Source organism: Streptomyces sp. NPDC001401, assembly GCF_042895385.1.
GTDB lineage: Bacteria > Actinomycetota > Actinomycetes > Streptomycetales > Streptomycetaceae > Streptomyces.
In genome coordinates this window covers 290,444-310,232 of sequence record NZ_JBIAWI010000011.1, presented here as the reverse complement: position 1 = coordinate 310,232, position 19,789 = coordinate 290,444, and the positions used below count along the sequence as shown (strand labels likewise).

Below are 19,789 nucleotides of genomic sequence, written 5' to 3'. Positions count from 1 at the left end.
GCTCCTGGTGGGTCGTTCAGGACGACTTCGGTACGTCGATCCGGTCGATGTCCGGCGCGTAGCTGTTGCCGCTGTCGAAGGAGATCGTGTTGGAGCCGGCCCTGAGGGTCAACGGCACGCTGACCGTTTCGGCCGTTCCCCAGTCGCCGGTGGACGGGAACTTGTGGCTGGTGGCGCCGCCCCCGTTGGCGGAGATGGCGACCGAGCGGGCATCACCGCTGACGTAGGCGATCTTCACCTGGTAGGTGCCGGCTTTGTCGACGACGACGTCGTTGAAGGTGAGCTTTCCGCCGAGGTAGAGGTTGCCGACCTTGTGGCCGCCTGAGCAGGCGGAGCAGTCGGCGACGGAGGCGTCGCCGGCCAGAGTGTTCGACGCCGCCTCGGCCTCATAGCCGGTGAAGCCGAGCGGGCTGCCGTGCGGGGTGACGGTGAACAGGCGGGAGCCGTGGGCGGGCAGCGCCTGGGTGACCTTGTCCTTGTAGGTGCCGAGGTTCTCGTGGTTCCACAGGTCGCGGACGGCGGCCTTGCCGGTGAAGCCGAGGGAGGCCCAGGAGGCGGAGACGGCGGCGGGACGGTCGGCGAGGTTGAACAGGGCGACGGTGTAGGTGCCGTCGGGGTTCTTCGCGGCCCACACCTGCTGCGGGTCGGACGGGGTGATGGGCCGTGCGGGCGTGGTGTCGCCCTGGTTGACGGCGATGACCTCCTTGTTGGTCAGCAGGGAGAGGCCGTAGGAGTCCAGGCGGGTGAGGTCGTCGCCGGTGTAGAGCGGGGACTTGGCGATGGCCCACAGGGTGGCGTAGCTCTGGCGTTCGGCCTTGGTGAGGCCGTCCATGGCGCCGTTGCCGACGTCGAGGGAGTCGAGGTCGTTCCAGCCGCCGGGGCCGGCGTGGCGGGTCCAGCCGGGGGCGTCGTCCCAGCGGTCGTCGACGGAGTTCTCCCAGCTGACGAGGGTGTTGCAGTAGCACTCGACGTCGGTGTCGATGCGCCAGCCCTGCGCGTACTTCTTCCAGTCGGCGGCGTGTCCGATGTCGAGGGACCAGGACAGTTCGAGGTGGATGGGGCGGCCGGTGGCGGCGATCGCCTTGTTCCAGGCGGCCACGTCGGCAACGTTGTCGTACTGGTCGCCGCTCTTTCCGGAGCCAGGTCCGACGCCGTCGAGTTTGAGGAAGTCGTAGCCCCAGCCGGCGATCAACTGGGCCTGGGAATCTATGTACTTCTGGGTGCAGGGGCGGGAGAAGTCGAGTTTGTAGGAGCTGTCCCAGCCGTTGGTGGTGCGCAGGTCGCTGTAGACGATGTCGGCGGTGGTGCAGCCGTCGGCGTTCCAGATCGGCGTCTTTCCGTCGCCGTAGGCCTCCTTCTCGAGGCCGGCGGGAAGGTAGATACCGGCCTTGAGGCCCTTGGTGTGTATGCGGTCGGCGACGGCCTTCATACCGCTGGGGAAGCGCTTCGGGTCGGCCTTCTGGCGGCCGTACTGGTCGTACTCGGGCTTCCAGGTGTTGTCGCGCCACCAGCCGGCGTCGATGTTGACGTACTCGTAGCCGAACTTCTTCAGCTTGGCGGCCAGGGCGTCGGTCTGCCGGGTGACGTTGGCCTCGGTGAGGTAGCTGTAGTCGCCGTCCGGGTTGAGGCCGGGGTACTTGGACGACTGCATGCTCCAACTCGACCAGCCCATGTAGGGCTTGGCCGCGACGGCGGGAGCGTCGGTGGTCTCGGCGTGGGCCGCGGGGGCGACGGTGCCGGCGCCCGCGGCGAGGGCCAGGACCACCAGGGTTCTCAGGGTGCGTGCAGGCATGACGGAGTACGAGGATGACCGCATGGGTCGTACCTCCAGGGGGAGTTGGATCAGCGGCTCGGATGCGGGTGGTCTAAGGAGATGAAGGACTGGATCGCGGTGGCCGCGGCCCCGCGCGCCCACTCCTCGAAGGGCAGCGGGCGGGTCTGTACGTCGCACTGGGCGGCGGAACCGAAGGCGGCCGTGGTGAAGGCGTCGCGGATCTGCTCGGCGAAAAGGTCGTAGGCGGCGAGGCCCTCGCCGGAGATGATCACGCGTTCGGGGCCGAGGAGGTTGGCGACGGTGGCGATGCCGCGGCCGATCGCCTCGCCCGCCCTGGCGTACACCTCCCGTGCGCCGGGAACCCCACGGTGGGCGAGCGTCACGGCCTCGGCGGCGTCGGCGACCTGGGTGCCCGTGGCCTGGCGGATCTGCCGGACGATCGCCGCCTCCCCCGCGATCGCCTCCACGCAGCCGCGGTTGCCGCAGTGGCAGGGCGGGCCGGCCGGGTCGACGGTGACATGGCCGATCTCGCCTGCCACGCCGTGCGCTCCGGCGACGACCCGGCCGTGCACCACGAGGCCGCAGCCGATGCCGGCGCCGACCGTCACCACGGCGAAGTCGGACAGTCCCACCCCGGCGCCGAACCACTGCTCGGCGACGGTCAGCGCGCGGACGTCGTTCTCGACGGTGACCGGCAACCCCGTGGTCGCGGCGGCGAGCTCGGCGAGGGGAACGTCCCGCCAGTCGAGGAAGGGCGAGTAGCGGACGACCCCTTCGGCACGGTCGACGTCGCCGGAGACGGCGACGCCGAGGCCGAGGACCGGGGCGCCGAAGTCCTCGGCCTCGGCGAGCAGTTCGTGCGCCAGCTCCGCCGTCGAGGCCAGCACGGCCTTGGTCGCCCTGTCCGTCAGCGGGATGCGCCGGGCGAGGCGGATACGGCAGCACAGGTCGGTCAGCACGCCGATGAGTTCGCCGCCGGTCACCTTGACGCCGATGAACAGCGCGCGTCCGCCGTCGACGCGCACCAGGCTCGCGGGCCGTCCGAGGGCCGGGCGCGCCTCCTCGTCGGCGGCCTCCATCAGGTAGCCGGCCGCCAGCAGGGGACGGACCGCCTTGGTGACGGCGGCCGCGGACAACCCGGCCCGCCGGGCGGCCTCCAGCCGGGTGAGGGGGCCGTGGGACAGGACCGTGGTGAAGATCTGCGAGGCGGCCGGGGTGTGGGCCGGGAACGTCTCGGTGCGGGAGGTCGAGCGCATGGCCGGGAACCTAGGGCCCTTATTTTCCGCTGTCAATAAAAGAAACAGGAATCGCCTGAAGGTTGACTGTGAGGTTCCGGTGGCCTTCAAATGACGGGTGAGGTACGGCTGTTGGCACCTGATCCGGCTGTGTCAGTGCCGGAGGGCACAATCGCCCGTATGACGACGATCGACTGGCGCGCGCTGAGCCATGCCTACGGCTCGGCCGAGGGCATACCCGTGCTCTTCGCCCGTCTCGGTGGCGCCGAGGACGATGCGGTGTGGTCCGAGTTGTGGTCCGCACTGTGCCATCAGGGGTCCGTTTACGACGCGAGCTGGGCGGCGCTGCCCCTGCTGGCGGACATCGCGCGGGGGCGGGCCCCGGGCGGGCCCTTCCAGGCCGTGATCCTGGCCGGGGCGATCACCGCCGACGAGGCCGATCCGCGCCGGGAGCGGCACGGCCGGGAGATCGGCGAACTGCTCGGCGCCGCCCGCGAGATGCTGGCCGCATCCGGTCACCCGGCGCCGGTCTTCGTGAACCTTCTCCAGTCCGTCCTCGCCTTCGAGGGCGTCGGCACCTGGTCCGAGGCGCTGGAGGGGGTCAACAGCGAGGAGTTCCAACTGGAGTGCCCGGCGTGCGAGGAGGGCCTGTATGTGGCCTTCGGCGGATACGGGACGTTCGTTTCGGCCGAGGACTACGTTGGCGGAGCGGCCAGGGAAGTGGCCGACGGCCGCGGTGAGTTGACGCCGATATCGCCGCAGCGGCTGTCCGGTCTTGGCGCGCGGCTGCACGGCGACGCGACCGCAGCGGGACAGACGGAGGTCGCCCGGGCCCTGACGTACGTCTTCGGCGAGGGGCGCTGCCCCTCCTGCGACACCGTGTTCTCGGTGGCGCAGGAGGTGGAGAAGCAGTGGATCTGACCCGGGCGCCCCGTTGTGCGGGGCGCCCGGACCGGTGTCGTCGCTCCGCGGTCAGCGGTGCGCGGCCGGGGTGTTGGCCGAGGTGACGTTGACGGCGGCCCAGGCCTGGTCCACCGTCTTGTACTCCGTGCTGTCCGCCCCGTAGAGGTCCTTGGCCGCCTTCAGCGTCGCGTCGCGCGCGTCGTGGAAGTCGGTCGTGGAGACCATGTAGCGGGTCAGGGCGCGGTAGAAGATGGCCGTGGCCTTGGTGCGGCCGATGCCCTTGACCGTCGAGCCGTCATAGGTCGGCGAGTCGTAGTTGACGCCACCGATCGTCTTCCGGCCGCTGCCCTCGGCGAGCAGGTAGTACGCGTGCGAGGAGACGCCGGAGCCGGCGTGCACCTCGGCGTCGTACGTCTCGGGCGCCCAGTAGTCGATGGTGCCCTCGAGCCTGTCGAGGGACGGGTGGTCGAGGCGACGCAGGAACTTCTGGGCGAGGCCCAGCTTCTCGCCGATCAGGTAGTCCGGCGTGTCCTTCGGGTTGTTGGTGTAGAACTCGACGTTCGAACCGAAGATGTCCGCGAGGGACTCGTTCAGCGCGCCCGGCTCGCCGTACTGGTTGCCCTCCGCGTCGACACGGGTGGGCTCCAGCTTGGCGGTGGCGTCCACGACGCCGTGGGTGAGCTCGTGGCCGGTGACGTCGAGGACGACGAGCGGCTTCTTGAACATGTCCCCGTCGCCGTCGCCGTAGAGCATGCAGTCACAGGTCGAGTCCCAGAACGCGTTGGCCACCTTGTTGCCGAAGTGGACCATGGCGCGGGCGCCCTTGCCGTTGTTCTCGATGCCCTTGCGACCGAAGGTCTTCTTGTAGAAGTCCAGGGTCTTGGTGACGCCGTACTGGGCGTCGGCGGCGGCGCTGTTCCGGCTGGTGACGGCGCCGTTGCCGAAGACGTCGTTGGTGGTGGTGATCTTCTTGCCGCGGGCGAAGCTCTCCAGCTCCTGGCCCTTGGCGTCCCGGGTCTCGGTGCCCCAGCGCGTGGGGTCCTTGAGCAGGTAGCTGGTGCGGGCCGTCCGGGTGGTGGTCAGCGGAACCGTGCCCACGAAGAGGGACTTGCCGGTGCCGTGGGCCGTCGACGGGTAGCGGGTGGCACCGGCCGCGGAGGAGGCCGACGCAGCCGTGAGTCCGGCGGTCTGCGAGCCGGCGCCCGTGGCGGGGTCGAGCTTCTCGCCGCGCTTGCGCAGGGTGTCGAGCAGACCGGGCGAGAGGAACTCGTCGCTGTCGGGCGTGTTGCTGCGCACCTTGCCGGTGAGGGCGTCGATGACGACCGTACGGGAGCCGCCGCCCTCGGCGGTGCCGCTGTCGCTGACCGGCACTTGGTAGGCAAGGGCGGACGCGCCCTCGCGGGCGTCCACGACGAGCTCGGCGCTGCCGGCGTCGCCCTTGGCGACCGTCGCCGCCTTCTGTTCGGCCTGGTCGGCCGAGAGCTTGGCGGCGGTGGCGGCGGTGGGCTTGACGGTGTGTCCGGCGGCCCGCGTGACACCCGCGTACGCCAGCTGCTCGGTGAGGTGGACGACGAGGTCGCCACCGAGGACCGGCATGCCCTGATGCGCCCGGGTGAACCGGACGTGCCGGGCACCCTCCGGGTCGATCATGACGTCCTGGGCCTGCAGTTCGTCGCCCTGGGACACACCGGTGGCAGAGGAGTGGGCGAAGGCGGCGGCGCGGGCGGCGGACACCACGGACGCGGCCGAGGTGGCGGCGGTGGCAGCGGTGTGAGTCCCCGTGGTCGTACCGAAGGCGGTGCCGGCCAGGCCCGTGGCGGCCGTCGTCACGGCGACGGCGACCGCCACGCTGCGTATGTGCGGTCTACGCACTGATGAGGGTTCCTTCCTTGCAAGGCGGCCGGGATCACCAATCGCCTTGACGCATGGCGCCGTTGAGCGCCATGGGGGCTGGTCGGGCCCCGGGAAGAAACCCTTTCGGACGAGTCATGTCCATGTAAAGACTAAAATATGGATTTACGTGCGATATATGGCAATACTTTGCAAATCCACATCGCTCAGTGATCAGTGGGTGACCAACTGTGCGTCGACTGTGGAGATGTGACGACACGGAAGAAAGTTGCCTCACGTGAATGTGACCCATCTCGCATCCAAGGGCACGGTCCTGGGAACGGTCGTGCTCTCCCTCCTCGCAGTCCCCTCGTCGCATGCCGCCCCCACCAAGCCGCTGCCGAAGCCCGACCTGACCAGCCTTCAAGGCGTCCTCAGGACCGCGTTCAGGCAGGGCGCACCCGGCGCGGTCGCCCGGATCGACGACCACGGCGCGATCCTGTGGGCCGCCATGGGCTACGCCGACCGCAGGAGCAAACGGCCGATCAGCAACGCCGACCGGTTCCGCATCGGCAGCGTCACCAAGACCTTCACGACCGTCGTGCTGATGCAGCTGGCGGACGAGGGCAAGCTGAGACTCGAGGCCCCGGTGGACCGCTATCTGCCGGGGCTGCTCCCGGACCGCACGATCACGGTGCGCGAGCTTCTGGGCCACCGCAGCGGCCTGTACGACTACACGAACACCATGTTCGCGAAGTCGGTCCCGGGCTTCGAGCAGGTCCGCACCAAGGTCTTCACCTACCGTGAGCTCCTGAAGCGCTCGCTGTGGCACCCGCGCACCAGCGCCCCGGGCGCCGCGTACTCGTACTCCAACACCAACTTCGTCGTCGCCGGCATGCTCATCGAGAAGCTGACCGGCCACACCGTACGGACGGAGTACGAGAACCGCATCATCAAGCCGCTGAAACTGCGCGACACCTTCTACCTCCACCCGGGTGCGAAGATCCCCGGCCGTCATGCCAGGGGCTATCTCGCCCCGGACCAGAGGGGCGCGGCGCTGATCGACGCCACCGAGCAGACGATGTCCTGGGCGCAGAGCGCGGGCGCGATCATCTCCACCACGCGGGATCTGAACACCTTCCTCTCCGCCCTGCTCGGCGGCCGGCTGACGTCGCCCTCGCATCTGCGGCAGATGGAGCGCATGGTGCCGGTCAGCAGCAGCCAGGCGTACGGGCTGGGGCTGCGGCGCCGCGATCTGTCGTGCGGGGTCTCGGTGTACGGGCACACGGGCACCGTCCAGGGCTACTACACGTACGCGTTCGCCACGAAGGACGGCCTGCGCAGCCTCACGGCGCTGGCCACCACGTCCAACAACGTCGCCGTGCTCAACACGATGCTGGGCACACTGGAGTCCGCGTTCTGCGGCAAGCAGTCGAAGATCCGCCGCGCCGCGCCGCCCGTCGAGCGCTACGAGGACATCGCTCCCGGGGTTGCCCGGGACTGATCCGGCGGGAACCCGGCTGCCCTGGTGGACGTTGTCCGGTCGAGCCCATCGAGGCGTGAACGACGACACCAGGGCGGCGGGATGAGCGAGTTGGTGCCCGGGGGCAACCTGCCCCTTCCGGACGGTGCCGTGACCGTCCGGGTGTCCGGCCCGTTCGACGTGTCCGCGCTGATCACGGACGACGGGGGCAGGGTCCGCGGCGACGGCGACTTCGTGTTCTACAACCAGCCCTCCGCCCCCGGCGCCCGACTGGACGGCGACACCCTCACCGTCGACCCGCCGAGATTGCGCCCGGGAGCCACCAGGGTCACGGTGGTCGTCAGCCCGGCCGAGCCCGGCACTCCCCTGGGCCGCCTGCCCGCCCCCACGCTCCACGTCTCGACTCCGGGCGGCCGGCTCGCCCGCTTCGCCCCGCCACGCCCGGGCCAGGAGACGGTGCTGCTGCTCGCGGAGATCTACCGGCGGGGCGGCGGCTGGAAGCTGCGGGCCCTGGGGCAGGGGTACGCCGACGGGCTCGCCGGGCTCGCGCGGGACTTCGGCGTGGACGTCCTCGACGATGCGACCGGGGCGGCGCCGGCACACGGGCCGCAGCCCAGATCCGCGACGCGAGGGGCACCCGGGGCCCAGGTCACATCCCCGGCGCCACCGTCGCCGCCGTCCCGGCCCGCAGCGCCGACGCGACCGAACCGGCCGTCCCACACCCCGGCCTCCGCCGACCCGGACGGCTTCCTCGCCCTGGTCAACTCCGCTCGCGCCGCGGCCGGTTCCCCGCCCGTCGCCCTCGACGTCCGTCTGGCGTCGGCGGCCCGCGCCCATGCCGGCGCCATGGCCGCGGCCGGACGCCTCGGTGTCGAGGGCCGCGACGGTGTCTCCGTCTACCAGCGCGTCACGGCCGCCGGGTACACGTATCTCACCGTCGGCGAGCACCTGGTCTCCGGCCCGCGTACGCCCGCCGAGTTCGTCCAGTACTGCCTGAGCGACGAGCAGCCCGGCCGCACCCTGTGCGATCCGGCCTTCACACAGGCCGGCCTGGCGTACGTCGGCGACGGCCGGTCGGGCGACATGTACTGGACCGCTCTGTGGGCCAGGCCCCTCACGCCGGGCGACCTGGCGCGGACGGCGGCGGAGGTAGTCGACCTCACCAACCGGGAGCGCGTCAGGGCCGGTCTTTCTCCTCTGGCCGCCGACCCCCTGCTCACCACCGCGGCGCAGGCGCACAGCGCGGACATGGTGGCCCGCGCCTTCTACTCGCACACCTCACCGGAAGGCAGCCGGCCCTGGGACCGGGCTGCCGCCGCGGGTGCGCGCCGGCGCTCGATCGGCGAGAACATAGCCTGCGGTCAGCGCTCCCCCGCCGAGGTCGTGGACGGCTGGATGAACAGCCCCGGCCACCGCGCCAACATCCTCAAACCCGACTTCACCCACATCGGGACCGGCTTCGCGGGCGGCGGCCCGGCAGGCATGTACTGGACCCAGTTGTTCGGCGCCTGACCGCCGGAAACCGAGCGCCCCCGCGATCTTGGCGGAACGGAATCTTCCGGGACAGGATGCCCGCATGAAGGGTTCCCTCTTTTCCAGCGAGCACATGGTCCAGCCGGCCACCGCGCCCGGCATGACGATCGAGAACGCCAAGTCCATCAAATACGCGGTGAACGGCGAGATGCTCGCCCGCCAGGGCGCCATGATCGCCTACCGCGGCAACCTCCAGTTCGAGCGCAAGGGCCAGGGCGTGGGCGGCATGCTCAAGCGTGCGGTCACCGGGGAGGGGCTGCCGCTGATGGCGGTGCGCGGGCAGGGCGAGGCCTGGTTCGCGCACGAGGCGCAGAACTGTTTCATCGTCGAGGTCGACCCCGGTGACGAGTTCACCGTCAACGGCCGCAACGTCCTGTGTTTCGACGCCTCGCTGTCGTACCGGATCGCGACGGTGAAGGGCGCGGGCATCGCCGGCGGCGGCCTGTTCAACAGTGTCTTCACGGGGCAGGGCAGGCTGGGTCTGGTCTGCGAGGGAAATCCGCTGGTCATCCCGGTCTCGGCGCAGTTCCCGGTGTACGTCGACACGGACGCGGTGGTCGGCTGGACGGCCGGTCTGCAGACCTCGCTGCACCGTTCGCAGTCCATCGGATCGATGCTGCGCGGCGGCTCCGGGGAGGCCGTGCAGTTGATGCTCCAGGGCGACGGTTACGTGGTCGTACGGCCGAGCGAGGCGACGCCGCAGAAGGCCCAGCAGCACTGAGGCGCATGGAGTGATCTGCGCCTCAGGAGCAACCTCTCCGGCGCCGACGACGTCTTGATCCCCAGCAGGCGATGCCCTGGCCCTTTGGGCCGGGGCACATTTTCGACGCGCTATACACGCCATGTATACACAGATTGTATAGATGGGGTGTATACAGGCCACCGAAAGGGATCCATGTACGGCAAGGCATTCGCCCCGGAATACCAGGGCGCCCTCACCACCCTCTCCGTGAACTCCTCGCTGACCGACGTACTGGCCGCCGGCACAAGGGAGTTGAGAGCGGCCGAGCGGGCCGGGCAGCACGGGGAGGTGGCCCGATCCGGGCTCGCGGTGGCCGAGGCGCACCGGCGGCTGGGGCAGATCGGGGACGCCGACCGGGCGTGGAAGGCGAGCTACCGCGCGGCCCGGGAGGCCGGGGACACGGCCGCGATGGCGTGGGCGCTGTGGAGCGGCGGCACCCTGGCCCGGCAGCGCGGTGCCTTCCCGCTGGCCTGGCGGCTGCTGGGGCTCGCGGCCGAACTCGGGGAGGCGGGCGGCGACGTCGTCGTACGCGGCTACTCGCTTGCGGGGCTCGCCGAGACCGGCCGTATCCAGGGCGACTACGAGGCCGTCCGCAGGCTCCACGATCAGCTGCTGGCCGAGGCCCGGCGGCGCGGCGAGGCGCGGCACACGGTATGGGCGCTGGAGGGCATCGCGCAGATCCACCGCAACACGGGTGAGTACGACACCGCGTACGCCCTGTTCGAGGAGGCGGCCGAGATAGCCGCGCGCGCCGAGGACCGGCGCGGGCACGCCTGGGCGCTGCGCGGGCTCGCCGACATCGTGTCCGTGCGGGACGGGGACGTCGAGCGGGCGCTGGGGCTGCTGTCCGAGGCGGAGACGACGTGCCGGGCGATGAAGCTGTCCAGTGCGCTGGCCTACAACCACAAGATGCGGGGCAACGTCCTGTACCGGGCGGGGCGTTGTGCCGAGGCGCGGGACCTGTACGAGCTGGCGCTCACGGAGTTCCGTGCGATGAGCGAGCCGCGCGGGGAGGCGCTGGCGCGGCTGGGGCTGGCCAAGTCGCTGGCCCGGCTGGGCCGCGACCGCGCCGAGACGGCAGCCGAACTCGCCATTCTGGCACGGGAGTTGGAGCGGATCGGGCTGCGGCATGCGCGGGAGATGGTGGCGCGGGCGCAGGAGGAGTTCGGCGTGGCAGCGGAGGTCGTACGGTGACGGCGCTTCCCTCGACACTGCGGGCACCGGCCGCGGCTCCCCAAGTCCTCGACCGCTGCCGCGAGTTGGTGCGGCCCGCGCTGGTGGAGGCGGTCGAGCGGATGCATCCGTGGGTGGGTGAGATGGCGGCGTACTCCTTCGGCTGGTGCGAGGTGGGCGGTGCGCCGGCCGTCGCGTCCGGCGGGAAGGGCGTACGACAGGCGCTGGCCGTGCTCGGGGCCGAGGCCGCGGGCGCACCCGGGCGGGTCGGAGTGCCCGCGGCGGTCGCGGTGGAGCTGGTGCACACCTTCTCCCTCCTGCACGACGACATCATGGACGGCGACGCGGCCCGGCGCCGCCGCCCCACCGTCTGGAAGGCGTACGGCACCGGACCCGCCGTCCTCGCGGGCGATGCGCTGTTCGCGCTGGCCGTCGAGACCCTCTCCGCCGCGCCGGGCGGGCCGCAGGCCGTGCGGGTGCTGTCGGTGGCGCTGGGTGACCTGGTGCGCGGCCAGGCGGACGACCTGCTGTTCGCCGCCCGCCCGTGGACGGGGCCGCAGCGGGTGCGGCCCGAGGAGTACCGGGCGATGGCCGAGCACAAGACGGGCGCACTGCTCGGCTGCGGCGCCGCACTCGGCGCACTGCTCGGCGGTGCGGCGCCTTCGGTGGCCGACGCCCTCGACCGTGCCGGGCGGCACCTGGGGATCGCCTTCCAGGTCGTCGACGACGTCCTGGGCATCTGGGGCGATCCCGCGGTCACCGGGAAGCCCGTGCACGGCGATCTGCGGGAACGGAAGAAGACGTTCCCGGTACTGGCCGCGCTCGACTCCGGCGCCCCGGGGTCCCGTCGGCTCGCCGCACTGCTGGATGCGGGTGGGGACCCGGAGGAGGCCGCCGCACTGATCGAGACGCTGGGCGGCCGGTCGGCGGCGCTGGCCGAGGCACGGGATCATCTCGCCGCGGTGGAGGCGGCTCTCGCCGACGTGGCCCTGGCGGCAGGGCCGGTGGAGGAGCTGCGGGCACTGCTGGAGTATCTGGTGCGCCGGGATCTCTGAGGGGCGGCGGGCGCCGCCCCTCCCCCGGCACGAAACCCAAACCGTTTGACCCACGCCGTCTCGCGCGTCAGGGTGCGAAGCGGTGCGGGCCGTCGACCCCGTGCCGGGAAGGGTGACTGTCTTGATCGGGATCTCTGAGGTCGAAGCCGCGGCCGAGCGCATCGCCGGGCACGTCGTGCGTACGCCGACGCTGCCGAGCCCGGGGCTGGCCGACCTGCTCGGCGTCCCGGTCACCGTCAAGCTCGAACTGCTGCAGCGCACCGGTTCGTTCAAGGCGCGCGGGGCGACGGCGAAGCTGCTCTCGCTGAGTGCCGGTGAGCGGGCCGCCGGAGTGGTGGCGGTCAGCGGCGGCAACCACGGGATCGCCCTCGCGGTCATGGCCGCCGCCCTCGATGTGAAGGCCACGGTGGTCATGCCGCGCTCGGCGCCCGCCCGTTCCGTCGAGATCGCGGAGGCTGCCGGGGCGTCGGTGCGGCTGGCCGACGACATGGGCGAGGCGTTCGCGCTGATGAAGCCGCTGCAGGAGGAGGGGCTGACGCTGGTCCATCCCTTCGACGACCCAGTGGTCGTCGCCGGACAGGGCACCGTCGGGCTGGAGTTCGCCGCCGACGCGGGTGATGTCACCGACGTGCTCGTCAGCGTCGGGGGCGGCGGACTGATATCCGGCGTCGCGGCGGCGCTGCGGGAGCGGCGGCCGGACGTGCGGATCTGGGGCGTGGAGACCGAGGGTGCGCAGGCCATGTCGGAGGCGCTGGCGGCGGGCGGCCCGGTGCAGGTCGCCCTGTCGTCCATCGTGACCACGCTCAGCGCACCGTCCGTTTCGCAACTGACCTACGACCATGTGTCCGCGCTGGTCCACGAGGTGCTCGTGGTGCCGGACCGAGAGGCCGTGCAGGGCACGCTCGACCTCGCCGACCGTGCCAAGGTGTGGGCCGAACCCGCGGCCGGCTGTCTCCTGCCCGCGGCCCGGCAGGTCCTGGAGCGGGTCGGTGAGGGCGCACGGCTCGGGCTGGTCGTGTGCGGGGGCAACGCGACGACCGGCGATGTCATGGGGTGGGCGGAACGTTTCGGGCTGCGCTGAGTTCCGGTCGTTGCCCTGTGAATGCTGCCCTCCGAATGCCGTTCTTGAATTCCGGTCAGGGTACGGGGACTTCCGCGAATTCAGGCAGCCGCACATGACCAAATGCCCGCGGGTGCCGATGATTTGCGGATCCTTTGAACACACCCCGTCGCACTCCTCGTACCTCTGGGAAAGGTGAGACCCAGGGGTTCGACGAGGGATGGCCATGGTCAAGGCGCATGTCTTCACGCACGAGTTGGTCGCCGGAAGATATCGGCTCGTCGATGTCGTCCACCAGGAGACGAACCGCATCTGCTGGTACGGCAAGGACGTCAATGTCGGGCGGGCCTATCTCCTCACCCAGATCGCTCTCCCGGACGATCCGGACGGCGAGGCCGCGCCCCGGGCGACCGCCCGCATCATCCGTATGTCCGAGACCATGGGGCTGATGTGCCCCGGCGCGGTCGCGACGGTCGTCGACGCCGTGGAGCAGGACGGCACGCTGTGGACCGTGACGGAATGGATCGACGGGACGCCCCTGGGCGAACTCGTCGCCCAGCAGGGCACGTTCAACTATGTGCGGGCGGCCCGTATCGGGCTGGAGCTGCTCGATGTGCTGGAGGCGGCGCACGGCGAGGGCATCACCCACGGCGAGCTCAGCCCGGGTCAGGTCTATGTGCAGGACCGGGGTGCGATCGTGGTCACCGGCTTCGGAATGGCCGGCGCGACCCTGGCACCGAGGCTCTCCGCGCCGTCGTACGCCTCCCCTGAGCAGGCCCGCGACGAGCGCATCGGGCCGGCGGCCGACCTGTGGGCGCTGGGCGCGATCCTCTACACGATGGTCGAGGGGCGGCCGCCGTTCCGGGACCGGGACCGGCCCGAGGCGACCTTGAAGGGCGTGGACCGGCTTCCGCTGCGCACGCCGGTGCACGCCGGGCCCCTCACTGCGACGGTGCAGGGACTGCTCCGCAAGAACTCCAGGGAGCGGCTGACCCGTTCGGTGGTCCGCGAGGCCCTCACCCGCGTCCTGACCGAGGATCCCGACACGCTCCCGGGCACCGTGGCGCGGCCCCGGCTGCGGGGCGTCTACACCGCTGCCTGTCATGCCGCCCCCGGGTGGAGCAGACGCACCATGGCCGTCGGGACCGCCCTGGCCGTCGTCACCGTGGCGGCCGCCGCGCTCGCCATCACCGATCAACTGCCCGGCACCGGCACGTCCGCGACCGACGCGGCGCCCCAGCCGTCGGTGTCCGCGACCGCGTCCGCCACGCCGCCGGACAGCCGCACCGACGGCAAGAACGCGGGCCCGTCGGCGTCACCCACGCCCACGGGGTCACCGACGACATCCGCGCCGTCGCCCTCTACCTCGTCGTCGGCCGGCGCACTGCCGCAGGGTTTCCACCGGTACACCGCACCCGAGGGCTTCTCCGTCGCCCTGCCCAAGGACTGGAAACGGGTGCACATCTCGCGCGTCCGTGACCTGTCGTACCGCGTGACCTTCGGGGCGGACGGCGATCCCCGCACCCTCGCGATCACCTACAGCACCGTTGCGGGCCCCGACCCCGTGGCCGTCTGGCGCGACGACGTCGAGCCACAGCTGGAGAAGGAGGACGGCTTCCGGCGGATCGGCGAGATCAGGGCGACGACGTACCAGGGCCACAAGGGCGCCGACATGGAGTGGCTCTCCGAGGTCGACGGCACGCGGGTGCGCACCTTCGGGCGCGGGTTCCTGCTCGGCGGCGGCCGCAGTTTCTCGCTGCGCTGGACGACTCCGGCGGCCGACTGGAACGACTCCGCGAACCGGCAGGCGCTGGACACCTTCCTGCGAACCTTCCGGGTGTCGTCAGGCTGAGGCCCGGGGCGCTCGCATCGCGCGCAGCGGGGGGCTGTGCAGCGGCGTGGTGTGCCACCGTGCCGTGAAGGTGCGGTCCGGCAGCGAGCACGTCACGGTCAGCCGGTGCGGTGTCTCCAGGAACACGATGTCCACGGCGAGGGTGTCCGCGTCGGTCCATCCGCCGCTCACCGCGGTGGGGAGCGGCTCGTCGGCCACCGTCCAGCCGCCTTCGCCGACCTGCAGGTCGAGTTCGTGTCCGCCCTCGGTGAGCCGCAGTGCCCAGCCGTCCGCGCCCACCATCACACCTGCCCTGGTCAGCTTCGGCTGGTCCGCGCAGACACCGCCGTACGGCGTGAACTCGGCGCCGGACCAGTTGTGTGCCCGCTCCGGCGGCGCGGGCTTCCCTGCAGCGGGAGCCAGTGCGAGTTGCGTCAGCCGCTCCCGCAGGGCCGTGTCCTGGTGCTCCCGGCCCGGCAGCGGTTCGGGGCCGAAGGCCGGCAGGAGGTGCTGCCAGGCCAGATCGAGCACCTGCTGCATCTGCTCGGTCGCCGCGGTCGTCGCGATCACGGCGTCGTGCTCGGGCAGCACCAGGCAGAACTGCCCGTACGCGCCGTCGCCGCGGTAGCCGTGCCGGGAGGTCCAGAACTGGAAGCCGTAGCCCTGCTGCCAGTCCGACAGCGCTCCCGCAGTCGTACCGTCACCGTTGTCGATGTGCGGGCGCGTGGCCTCGGCCACCCACCCCGCGGGCAGCAGCCGCCGGCCCTCCCACAGCCCGTCCTGCAGATACAGCTGGCCGAGCCGGGCGATGGCGTCGGTGGTGGCGTGCAGCCCGCTGAAGCCCAGTTCGCGGCCGGCCCGGTCGCGCAGCCAGGCCACCTCGCCCATCCCGAGCGGGTCCAGCAGGCGCGGGCGCAGGTATTGGGTCAGCGGCTGGCCCGTGACACGCTGCACGATCGCGGCGAGGGTGTACGTCGCGGGCTGGTTGTAGGCGAAGACGGTCCCCGGCTCGCGCTCGGGCGGGACCATCAGGAAGCCGCGTACCATCTCCGCGCGGTCGGTGGCGAGCGCCCGGTCGAGGGTCTCCGCCTCGTGCCCGCTGGCCATCGACGCCACGTGCCGCACCCGCATCGCGCGGCTGCGCGGGTCGGTGATGTCGGCCTCGAACTCCGGGAAGTACGAGATCACCGGGTCGTCGAAGCGGATCAGGCCCTCACCGGCGGCGATCCCGGCGGCCGTCGCCGTGAAACTCTTGCTGAGGGAGTACAGCAGGTGCGGTCGTCCGGAGGTGTACGGCGCCCACCAGCCGGAGGCCACGAGATGGCCGTGCCTCATGATCATGAGGCTGTGCGGTTCTATGTCCGGGGCGGTTTCGAGGGCGTCGAGGAAGGCGTGGACGCCGTGGGCGTCGACTCCTTGGGCGGCGGGGGTGCTGGAGGGCAGCGGGCGAGCACTCATGACGGCATCCTCCCCGGTGATCCGCGGTGGATCGAGGGGCTGTTTTCCGCCACCGGTCCAGGGGTCTCGGCGCCTATGGTGCAAATCGGATACCACCCGGCGGTGGTGGCCCAGCAGGCGGCGACGATGCAGTTGCTGTCCGAGGGCCGCTTCCGACTGGGGCTGGGCTCCGGCGAGAACCTGAACGAGCATGTCGGCGGCGGTAGTTGGCGGTCCGTCGCCTTGCGGCACGAGATGCTGGAGGAGGCGGTGGAGATCATCCGGGCGCTGTTCAGGGGCGGCCATGTGAACCATCGCGGCACGCACTTCGACGTGGAGTCGGCCCCGGCTGTGGGACCTCCTTCGACCGGCACGGCGGGGCAGGCAAGCCGCGCGCGGGCCGGCCGCCCGTCTGCCACCACCCCGACCGGGACACGGCGGCGAAGCGAACGCACGCGCAGCTCCGCTGGTTCGGCGGCGGCTGGAAGGTCAACTCGGGGGTCGAGGAACATCGGAACGAAAACCGGCGCTAAGCCTCTGGAGGGCTTGAAAGCGCTTTGACCTGGGGTTCGGCGGGGGCGGAGCCTTCGGCAGTCGTGTTGATCACTGACTGTCTGGAGGTCCGGGGTGCCGGTCGAGTTTCTGACGGATGAGCAGGCCGCGAAGTATGCGGCGTATGACGGGGCGCCGTCCCGTACGGAGTTGGAGCGGTTCTTCTTCCTGGACGACGCGGACCGGGTGTTGATCGAGCCGAAGCGGAGGGCCCACAACCGGCTCGGGTTCGCGGTGCAGATGACCACGGTGCGGTTCCTCGGAGTGTTCCTGGACGATCCGACGGACGTGCCGGCGGAGGTGGTCGACTATCTCGCCGAGCAGCTGGGCGTCGCGGGCGCGTCGGCGTTGAAGGGGTACGGCGAGCGGGAGAACACCCGGCTCGATCACGTCCGTGAGCTGCGGCGGGTCCTGGAGTACACGGAGTTCGCCGAGTCCGAGGCGGAGCTGCGGGCGTGGGTGGATGCACGGGCTTGGACGACCGGGGAGGGCCCGAAAGCGCTGTTCGACGCGGCAGCGGGATGGCTGCGTGAGCGGCGGGTGCTGCTGCCCGGGGTGACGACGCTGGCCCGACTGGTGGCCGCGGTGAGGGAGGCGGCGAACCAGCGGCTGTGGGACACCCTCTACGGGCTGCTGAGCACCGGTCAGCGGGCGGTGCTCGACTCCCTGCTGACGGTGCCGCCGGGCGCCCGGGTGTCGGAGCTGGACCGGCTGCGCCGGGGTCCGGTGCGGATCTCTGGGCCACAGATGAAGTGGGCGCTGGAGCGGGCCGAGGAGATCGCGGCTTTCGGGATGGGCGAGGTGGATGTGTCCGCGATACCGCCGCGGCGGCTGGCGGAGCTGTCGCGGTACGGGGTCGATGGCAAGGCGTCGCTGCTCAGGCGGCATGGTGATTCCCGGCGTCTGGCCACGCTGCTGGCCACTGCGGTCTACCTGACGTCCCGGGCGGTCGATGACGCCTTGGACCTGCTGGAGGTGCTGATCGCGACGAAGTTGCTGGCCAGGGCGGAGCGGGAGACGGCGAAGGAGAAGCTGAAGACCCTGCCGCGGGTGGAGAGGGCATCGGCAAAGCTGGCCGCCGCGTTCCAGATCGTGTTCGACATCACCAACGAGCAGGTCGACACCGACACCGGGGAGATCAGCCCGCCGGAGGTGGAGACGCTGGAGGCGATGTGGGCGCGGATCGAGCAGGTGGTGCCCCGGCACGAGCTGGCGGCGGCGATCGCTGCGCTGTTCGAGCTGACTCCGCCGCTCGACTCGGACGCGGACGAGGCATGGCGGGCCCAACTGGTCACCCGGTTCGGCACCGTACGGCCGTTCCTGAAGCTCCTGGTGACGGTGGTCGACTTCGGCGCCACCCCGGAGGGCCTCCCAGCCCTGAAGGCGTTGAAGTCGCTGCCGGACCTGATGGGGCGCAAGAAGGTTGGCCCGGCGGAGATTGACACCGGCCTGCTCACCGGGTCGTGGCGGCGCCTAGTGCTGTCCGCGCCGCACCTGGAGCCGGGCACGGTCGACTGGAAGGCGTACGCGTTCTGCGTGCTGGAGCAGGTGCACCGGATGCTGCGAAGCAAGCAGGTGTTCGCGAAGAACTCCTCCAAGTGGGGCGACCCCCGCGCGAAGCTGCTGGACGGGGACGCGTGGGAGCAGGCCAAGCCGACCGTGCTCGCCTCGCTCAACCTGCCCGCGGAGGCGGGGGAGCACCTGGCGGCGCGGGCCGCGCTGCTGGACGGCACCTACCGCGAGGTCGCCGCGCGAGTGCCGGCGAACTCCCAGATCGTGTTCGACGACGACGGACGGCTGCACTTCGCCGCCCTGGAGCCGGAGCCCGAACCCGCTTCCCTGCGCCAGCTGCGCGAGGCGGTGGAGGCGATGCTGCCCCGGGTCGACCTGCCGGAGGCCCTGCTGGAGGTGCTCTCCTGGACCGGCGCCGACCAGGCGTTCACCTCAGTCACCGGCGGCGAGGCCCGGCAGAAGGACCTAGACGTGACGATCGCCGCGCTCTTGGTCGCGCACAGCTGCAACGTCGGCTACACCCCGGTCATCGGGGCCGCGGACGCGCTGAAGTACGGGCGCCTGTCACATGTCGACCAGACGTATCTGCGGCTGGCGACGTACCGGGCCGCGAACGCCACGCTGATCGACTACCAGACGGCCATCCCGCTCGCGCAGGCGTGGGGCGGCGGCCTGGTCGCCTCCGTGGACGGCATGCGGTTCGTCGTCCCCGTGCCGTCCGTGTACGCGCGGCCGAACCCGAAGTACTTCGGGCGCCGGGGCGGGGCGACCTGGCTGAACATGATCAACGACCAGGCGGCGGGGCTGGGCGGGAAGGTCGTGGCCTGCACCCCGCGCGACTCGCTGTACGTGCTGGACGTCCTCTACGACCGCGACGGCGGCAAGCGCCCCGAGATCATCGTCACCGACACCGCGAGCTACAGCGACATTGTCTTCGGGCTGCTCACCCTGGCGGGGTTCGCGTACACCCCGCAGCTCGCTGACCTGCCGGACCAGAAGATGTGGCGCATCGACCGCACCGCCGACTACGGCGCCTTCCAGGACGCGGCCCGCGGCCGGATCGACCTCGGCAGGATCGAACGCCACTGGGAGGACATCCTGCGGATCATCGGCTCCATCCACACCGGCGCCGTGCGCGCGTACGACGTGATCCGGATGCTGTCCCGCGACGGCCGTCCCACCCCGCTCGGCGACGCCATCGCCCACTACGGGCGGATCGCCAAGTCCCTGCACATCCTGCGCCTGGCCGACGAGCCCGGCTACCGGCGGCAGATCAAGAGCCAGGCGAACCTCCAGGAGGGCCGCCACTCCCTCGCCCGGAAGATTTTCCATGGCCGGTCTGGGCAGCTCTACCAGCGCTACCAGGACGGCATGGAGGACCAGATCGGCGCCCTGGGCCTGGTCCTCAATGCCCTCGTGCTCTTCAACACCCGCTACATGGACGCCGCGGTCAACCAGCTGCGCGCGGACGGATTCGACGTCCGCAACGAGGACGTCGCCCGCCTCTCCCCGTTCGTGCGGCACCACATCAACATGCTCGGCCGCTGCTCCTTCCAGCTGCCGGAGCTACCCGGCGGAATGCGGCCTCTGCGCGACCCGGATGCCGCCGAGGACGAGTGACCGGCCTCTTAGCCGCCTCCCACTCCACCTCCGCGTCAGTGCTGGTCAG

Annotated in this window: 13 protein-coding genes and 1 pseudogene; 10 read left to right on the top strand and 4 right to left on the bottom strand. The window is 71.2% G+C overall.

The annotated features are described in order from the left end of the window. Positions 1-16: 16 nt before the first annotated feature. Both ACFY10_RS33195 and ACFY10_RS33190 read right to left on the bottom strand, forming a co-directional pair. On the bottom strand, positions 17-1,816 hold the full coding sequence (locus ACFY10_RS33195) for an alpha-galactosidase D (protein ID WP_390668922.1): 1,800 nt from the start codon (positions 1,814-1,816) through the stop codon (positions 17-19). Between the two features lie 26 nt (positions 1,817-1,842). Then, the gene (locus tag ACFY10_RS33190; protein WP_390668921.1) at positions 1,843-3,030 is read right to left on the bottom strand and encodes an ROK family protein; all 1,188 of its coding nucleotides are present in this window, start codon (positions 3,028-3,030) and stop codon (positions 1,843-1,845) included. Positions 3,031-3,189: 159 nt separating this feature from the next. On the opposite strand from ACFY10_RS33190, the gene ACFY10_RS33185 reads away from it, so the two are divergent. Next, a complete protein-coding gene (locus ACFY10_RS33185) occupies positions 3,190-3,930 on the top strand; it encodes a hypothetical protein (protein WP_390668920.1) in 741 nt (246 codons plus the stop codon). Between the two features lie 51 nt (positions 3,931-3,981). On the opposite strand, the gene ACFY10_RS33180 is transcribed toward ACFY10_RS33185, so the two are convergent. After that, complete coding sequence (locus ACFY10_RS33180) at positions 3,982-5,784, bottom strand: M4 family metallopeptidase (RefSeq protein WP_390668919.1); 1,803 nt, start codon at positions 5,782-5,784, stop codon at positions 3,982-3,984. A 247-nt stretch (positions 5,785-6,031) separates the two neighbouring features. On the opposite strand from ACFY10_RS33180, the gene ACFY10_RS33175 reads away from it, so the two are divergent. The 7 genes from ACFY10_RS33175 to ACFY10_RS33145 all read left to right on the top strand — a co-directional run bounded on the left by ACFY10_RS33175 (position 6,032) and on the right by ACFY10_RS33145 (position 14,640). Next, positions 6,032-7,246 carry a serine hydrolase domain-containing protein gene (locus ACFY10_RS33175; RefSeq protein WP_390668918.1) on the top strand — a complete coding sequence of 405 codons (1,215 nt, stop codon included), beginning with the start codon at positions 6,032-6,034 and terminating at the stop codon, positions 7,244-7,246. A gap of 81 nt (positions 7,247-7,327) precedes the next feature. Further along, positions 7,328-8,737, top strand: a complete 1,410-nt coding sequence (locus ACFY10_RS33170; protein WP_390668917.1) for a CAP domain-containing protein — start codon at positions 7,328-7,330, stop codon at positions 8,735-8,737. A gap of 64 nt (positions 8,738-8,801) precedes the next feature. After that, on the top strand, positions 8,802-9,479 hold the full coding sequence (locus ACFY10_RS33165) for an AIM24 family protein (RefSeq protein ID WP_390668916.1): 678 nt from the start codon (positions 8,802-8,804) through the stop codon (positions 9,477-9,479). Between the two features lie 174 nt (positions 9,480-9,653). After that, complete coding sequence (locus ACFY10_RS33160) at positions 9,654-10,694, top strand: tetratricopeptide repeat protein (protein WP_390668915.1); 1,041 nt, start codon at positions 9,654-9,656, stop codon at positions 10,692-10,694. After that, positions 10,691-11,728: a polyprenyl synthetase family protein gene (locus ACFY10_RS33155; RefSeq protein ID WP_390668914.1), complete on the top strand. Its 1,038-nt coding sequence runs from the start codon at positions 10,691-10,693 to the stop codon at positions 11,726-11,728. Before ACFY10_RS33160 ends, ACFY10_RS33155 begins: the two co-directional genes overlap by 4 nt. Positions 11,729-11,849: 121 nt before the next feature. Continuing rightward, the gene (locus tag ACFY10_RS33150) at positions 11,850-12,809 is read left to right on the top strand and encodes a threonine/serine dehydratase (protein WP_390668913.1); all 960 of its coding nucleotides are present in this window, start codon (positions 11,850-11,852) and stop codon (positions 12,807-12,809) included. Positions 12,810-13,008: 199 nt separating this feature from the next. Further along, positions 13,009-14,640, top strand: a complete 1,632-nt coding sequence (locus ACFY10_RS33145; protein ID WP_390668912.1) for a serine/threonine protein kinase — start codon at positions 13,009-13,011, stop codon at positions 14,638-14,640. Here the strand turns inward: ACFY10_RS33145 and ACFY10_RS33140 are convergent. Further along, positions 14,632-16,077 (bottom strand): serine hydrolase domain-containing protein, encoded by a 1,446-nt coding sequence (locus tag ACFY10_RS33140; protein WP_390668911.1) that lies wholly within the window; start codon positions 16,075-16,077, stop codon positions 14,632-14,634. The genes ACFY10_RS33145 and ACFY10_RS33140 overlap by 9 nt on opposite strands. 90 nt (positions 16,078-16,167) lie before the next feature. Here ACFY10_RS33140 and ACFY10_RS33135 point away from each other — a divergent pair. Then, a pseudogene (locus tag ACFY10_RS33135) lies at positions 16,168-16,553 on the top strand (LLM class flavin-dependent oxidoreductase); the annotation flags it as partial. Between the two features lie 130 nt (positions 16,554-16,683). Beyond that, positions 16,684-19,740 carry a Tn3 family transposase gene (locus ACFY10_RS33130; RefSeq protein WP_390668910.1) on the top strand — a complete coding sequence of 1,019 codons (3,057 nt, stop codon included), beginning with the start codon at positions 16,684-16,686 and terminating at the stop codon, positions 19,738-19,740. The last annotated feature ends 49 nt before the right edge of the window (positions 19,741-19,789 follow it).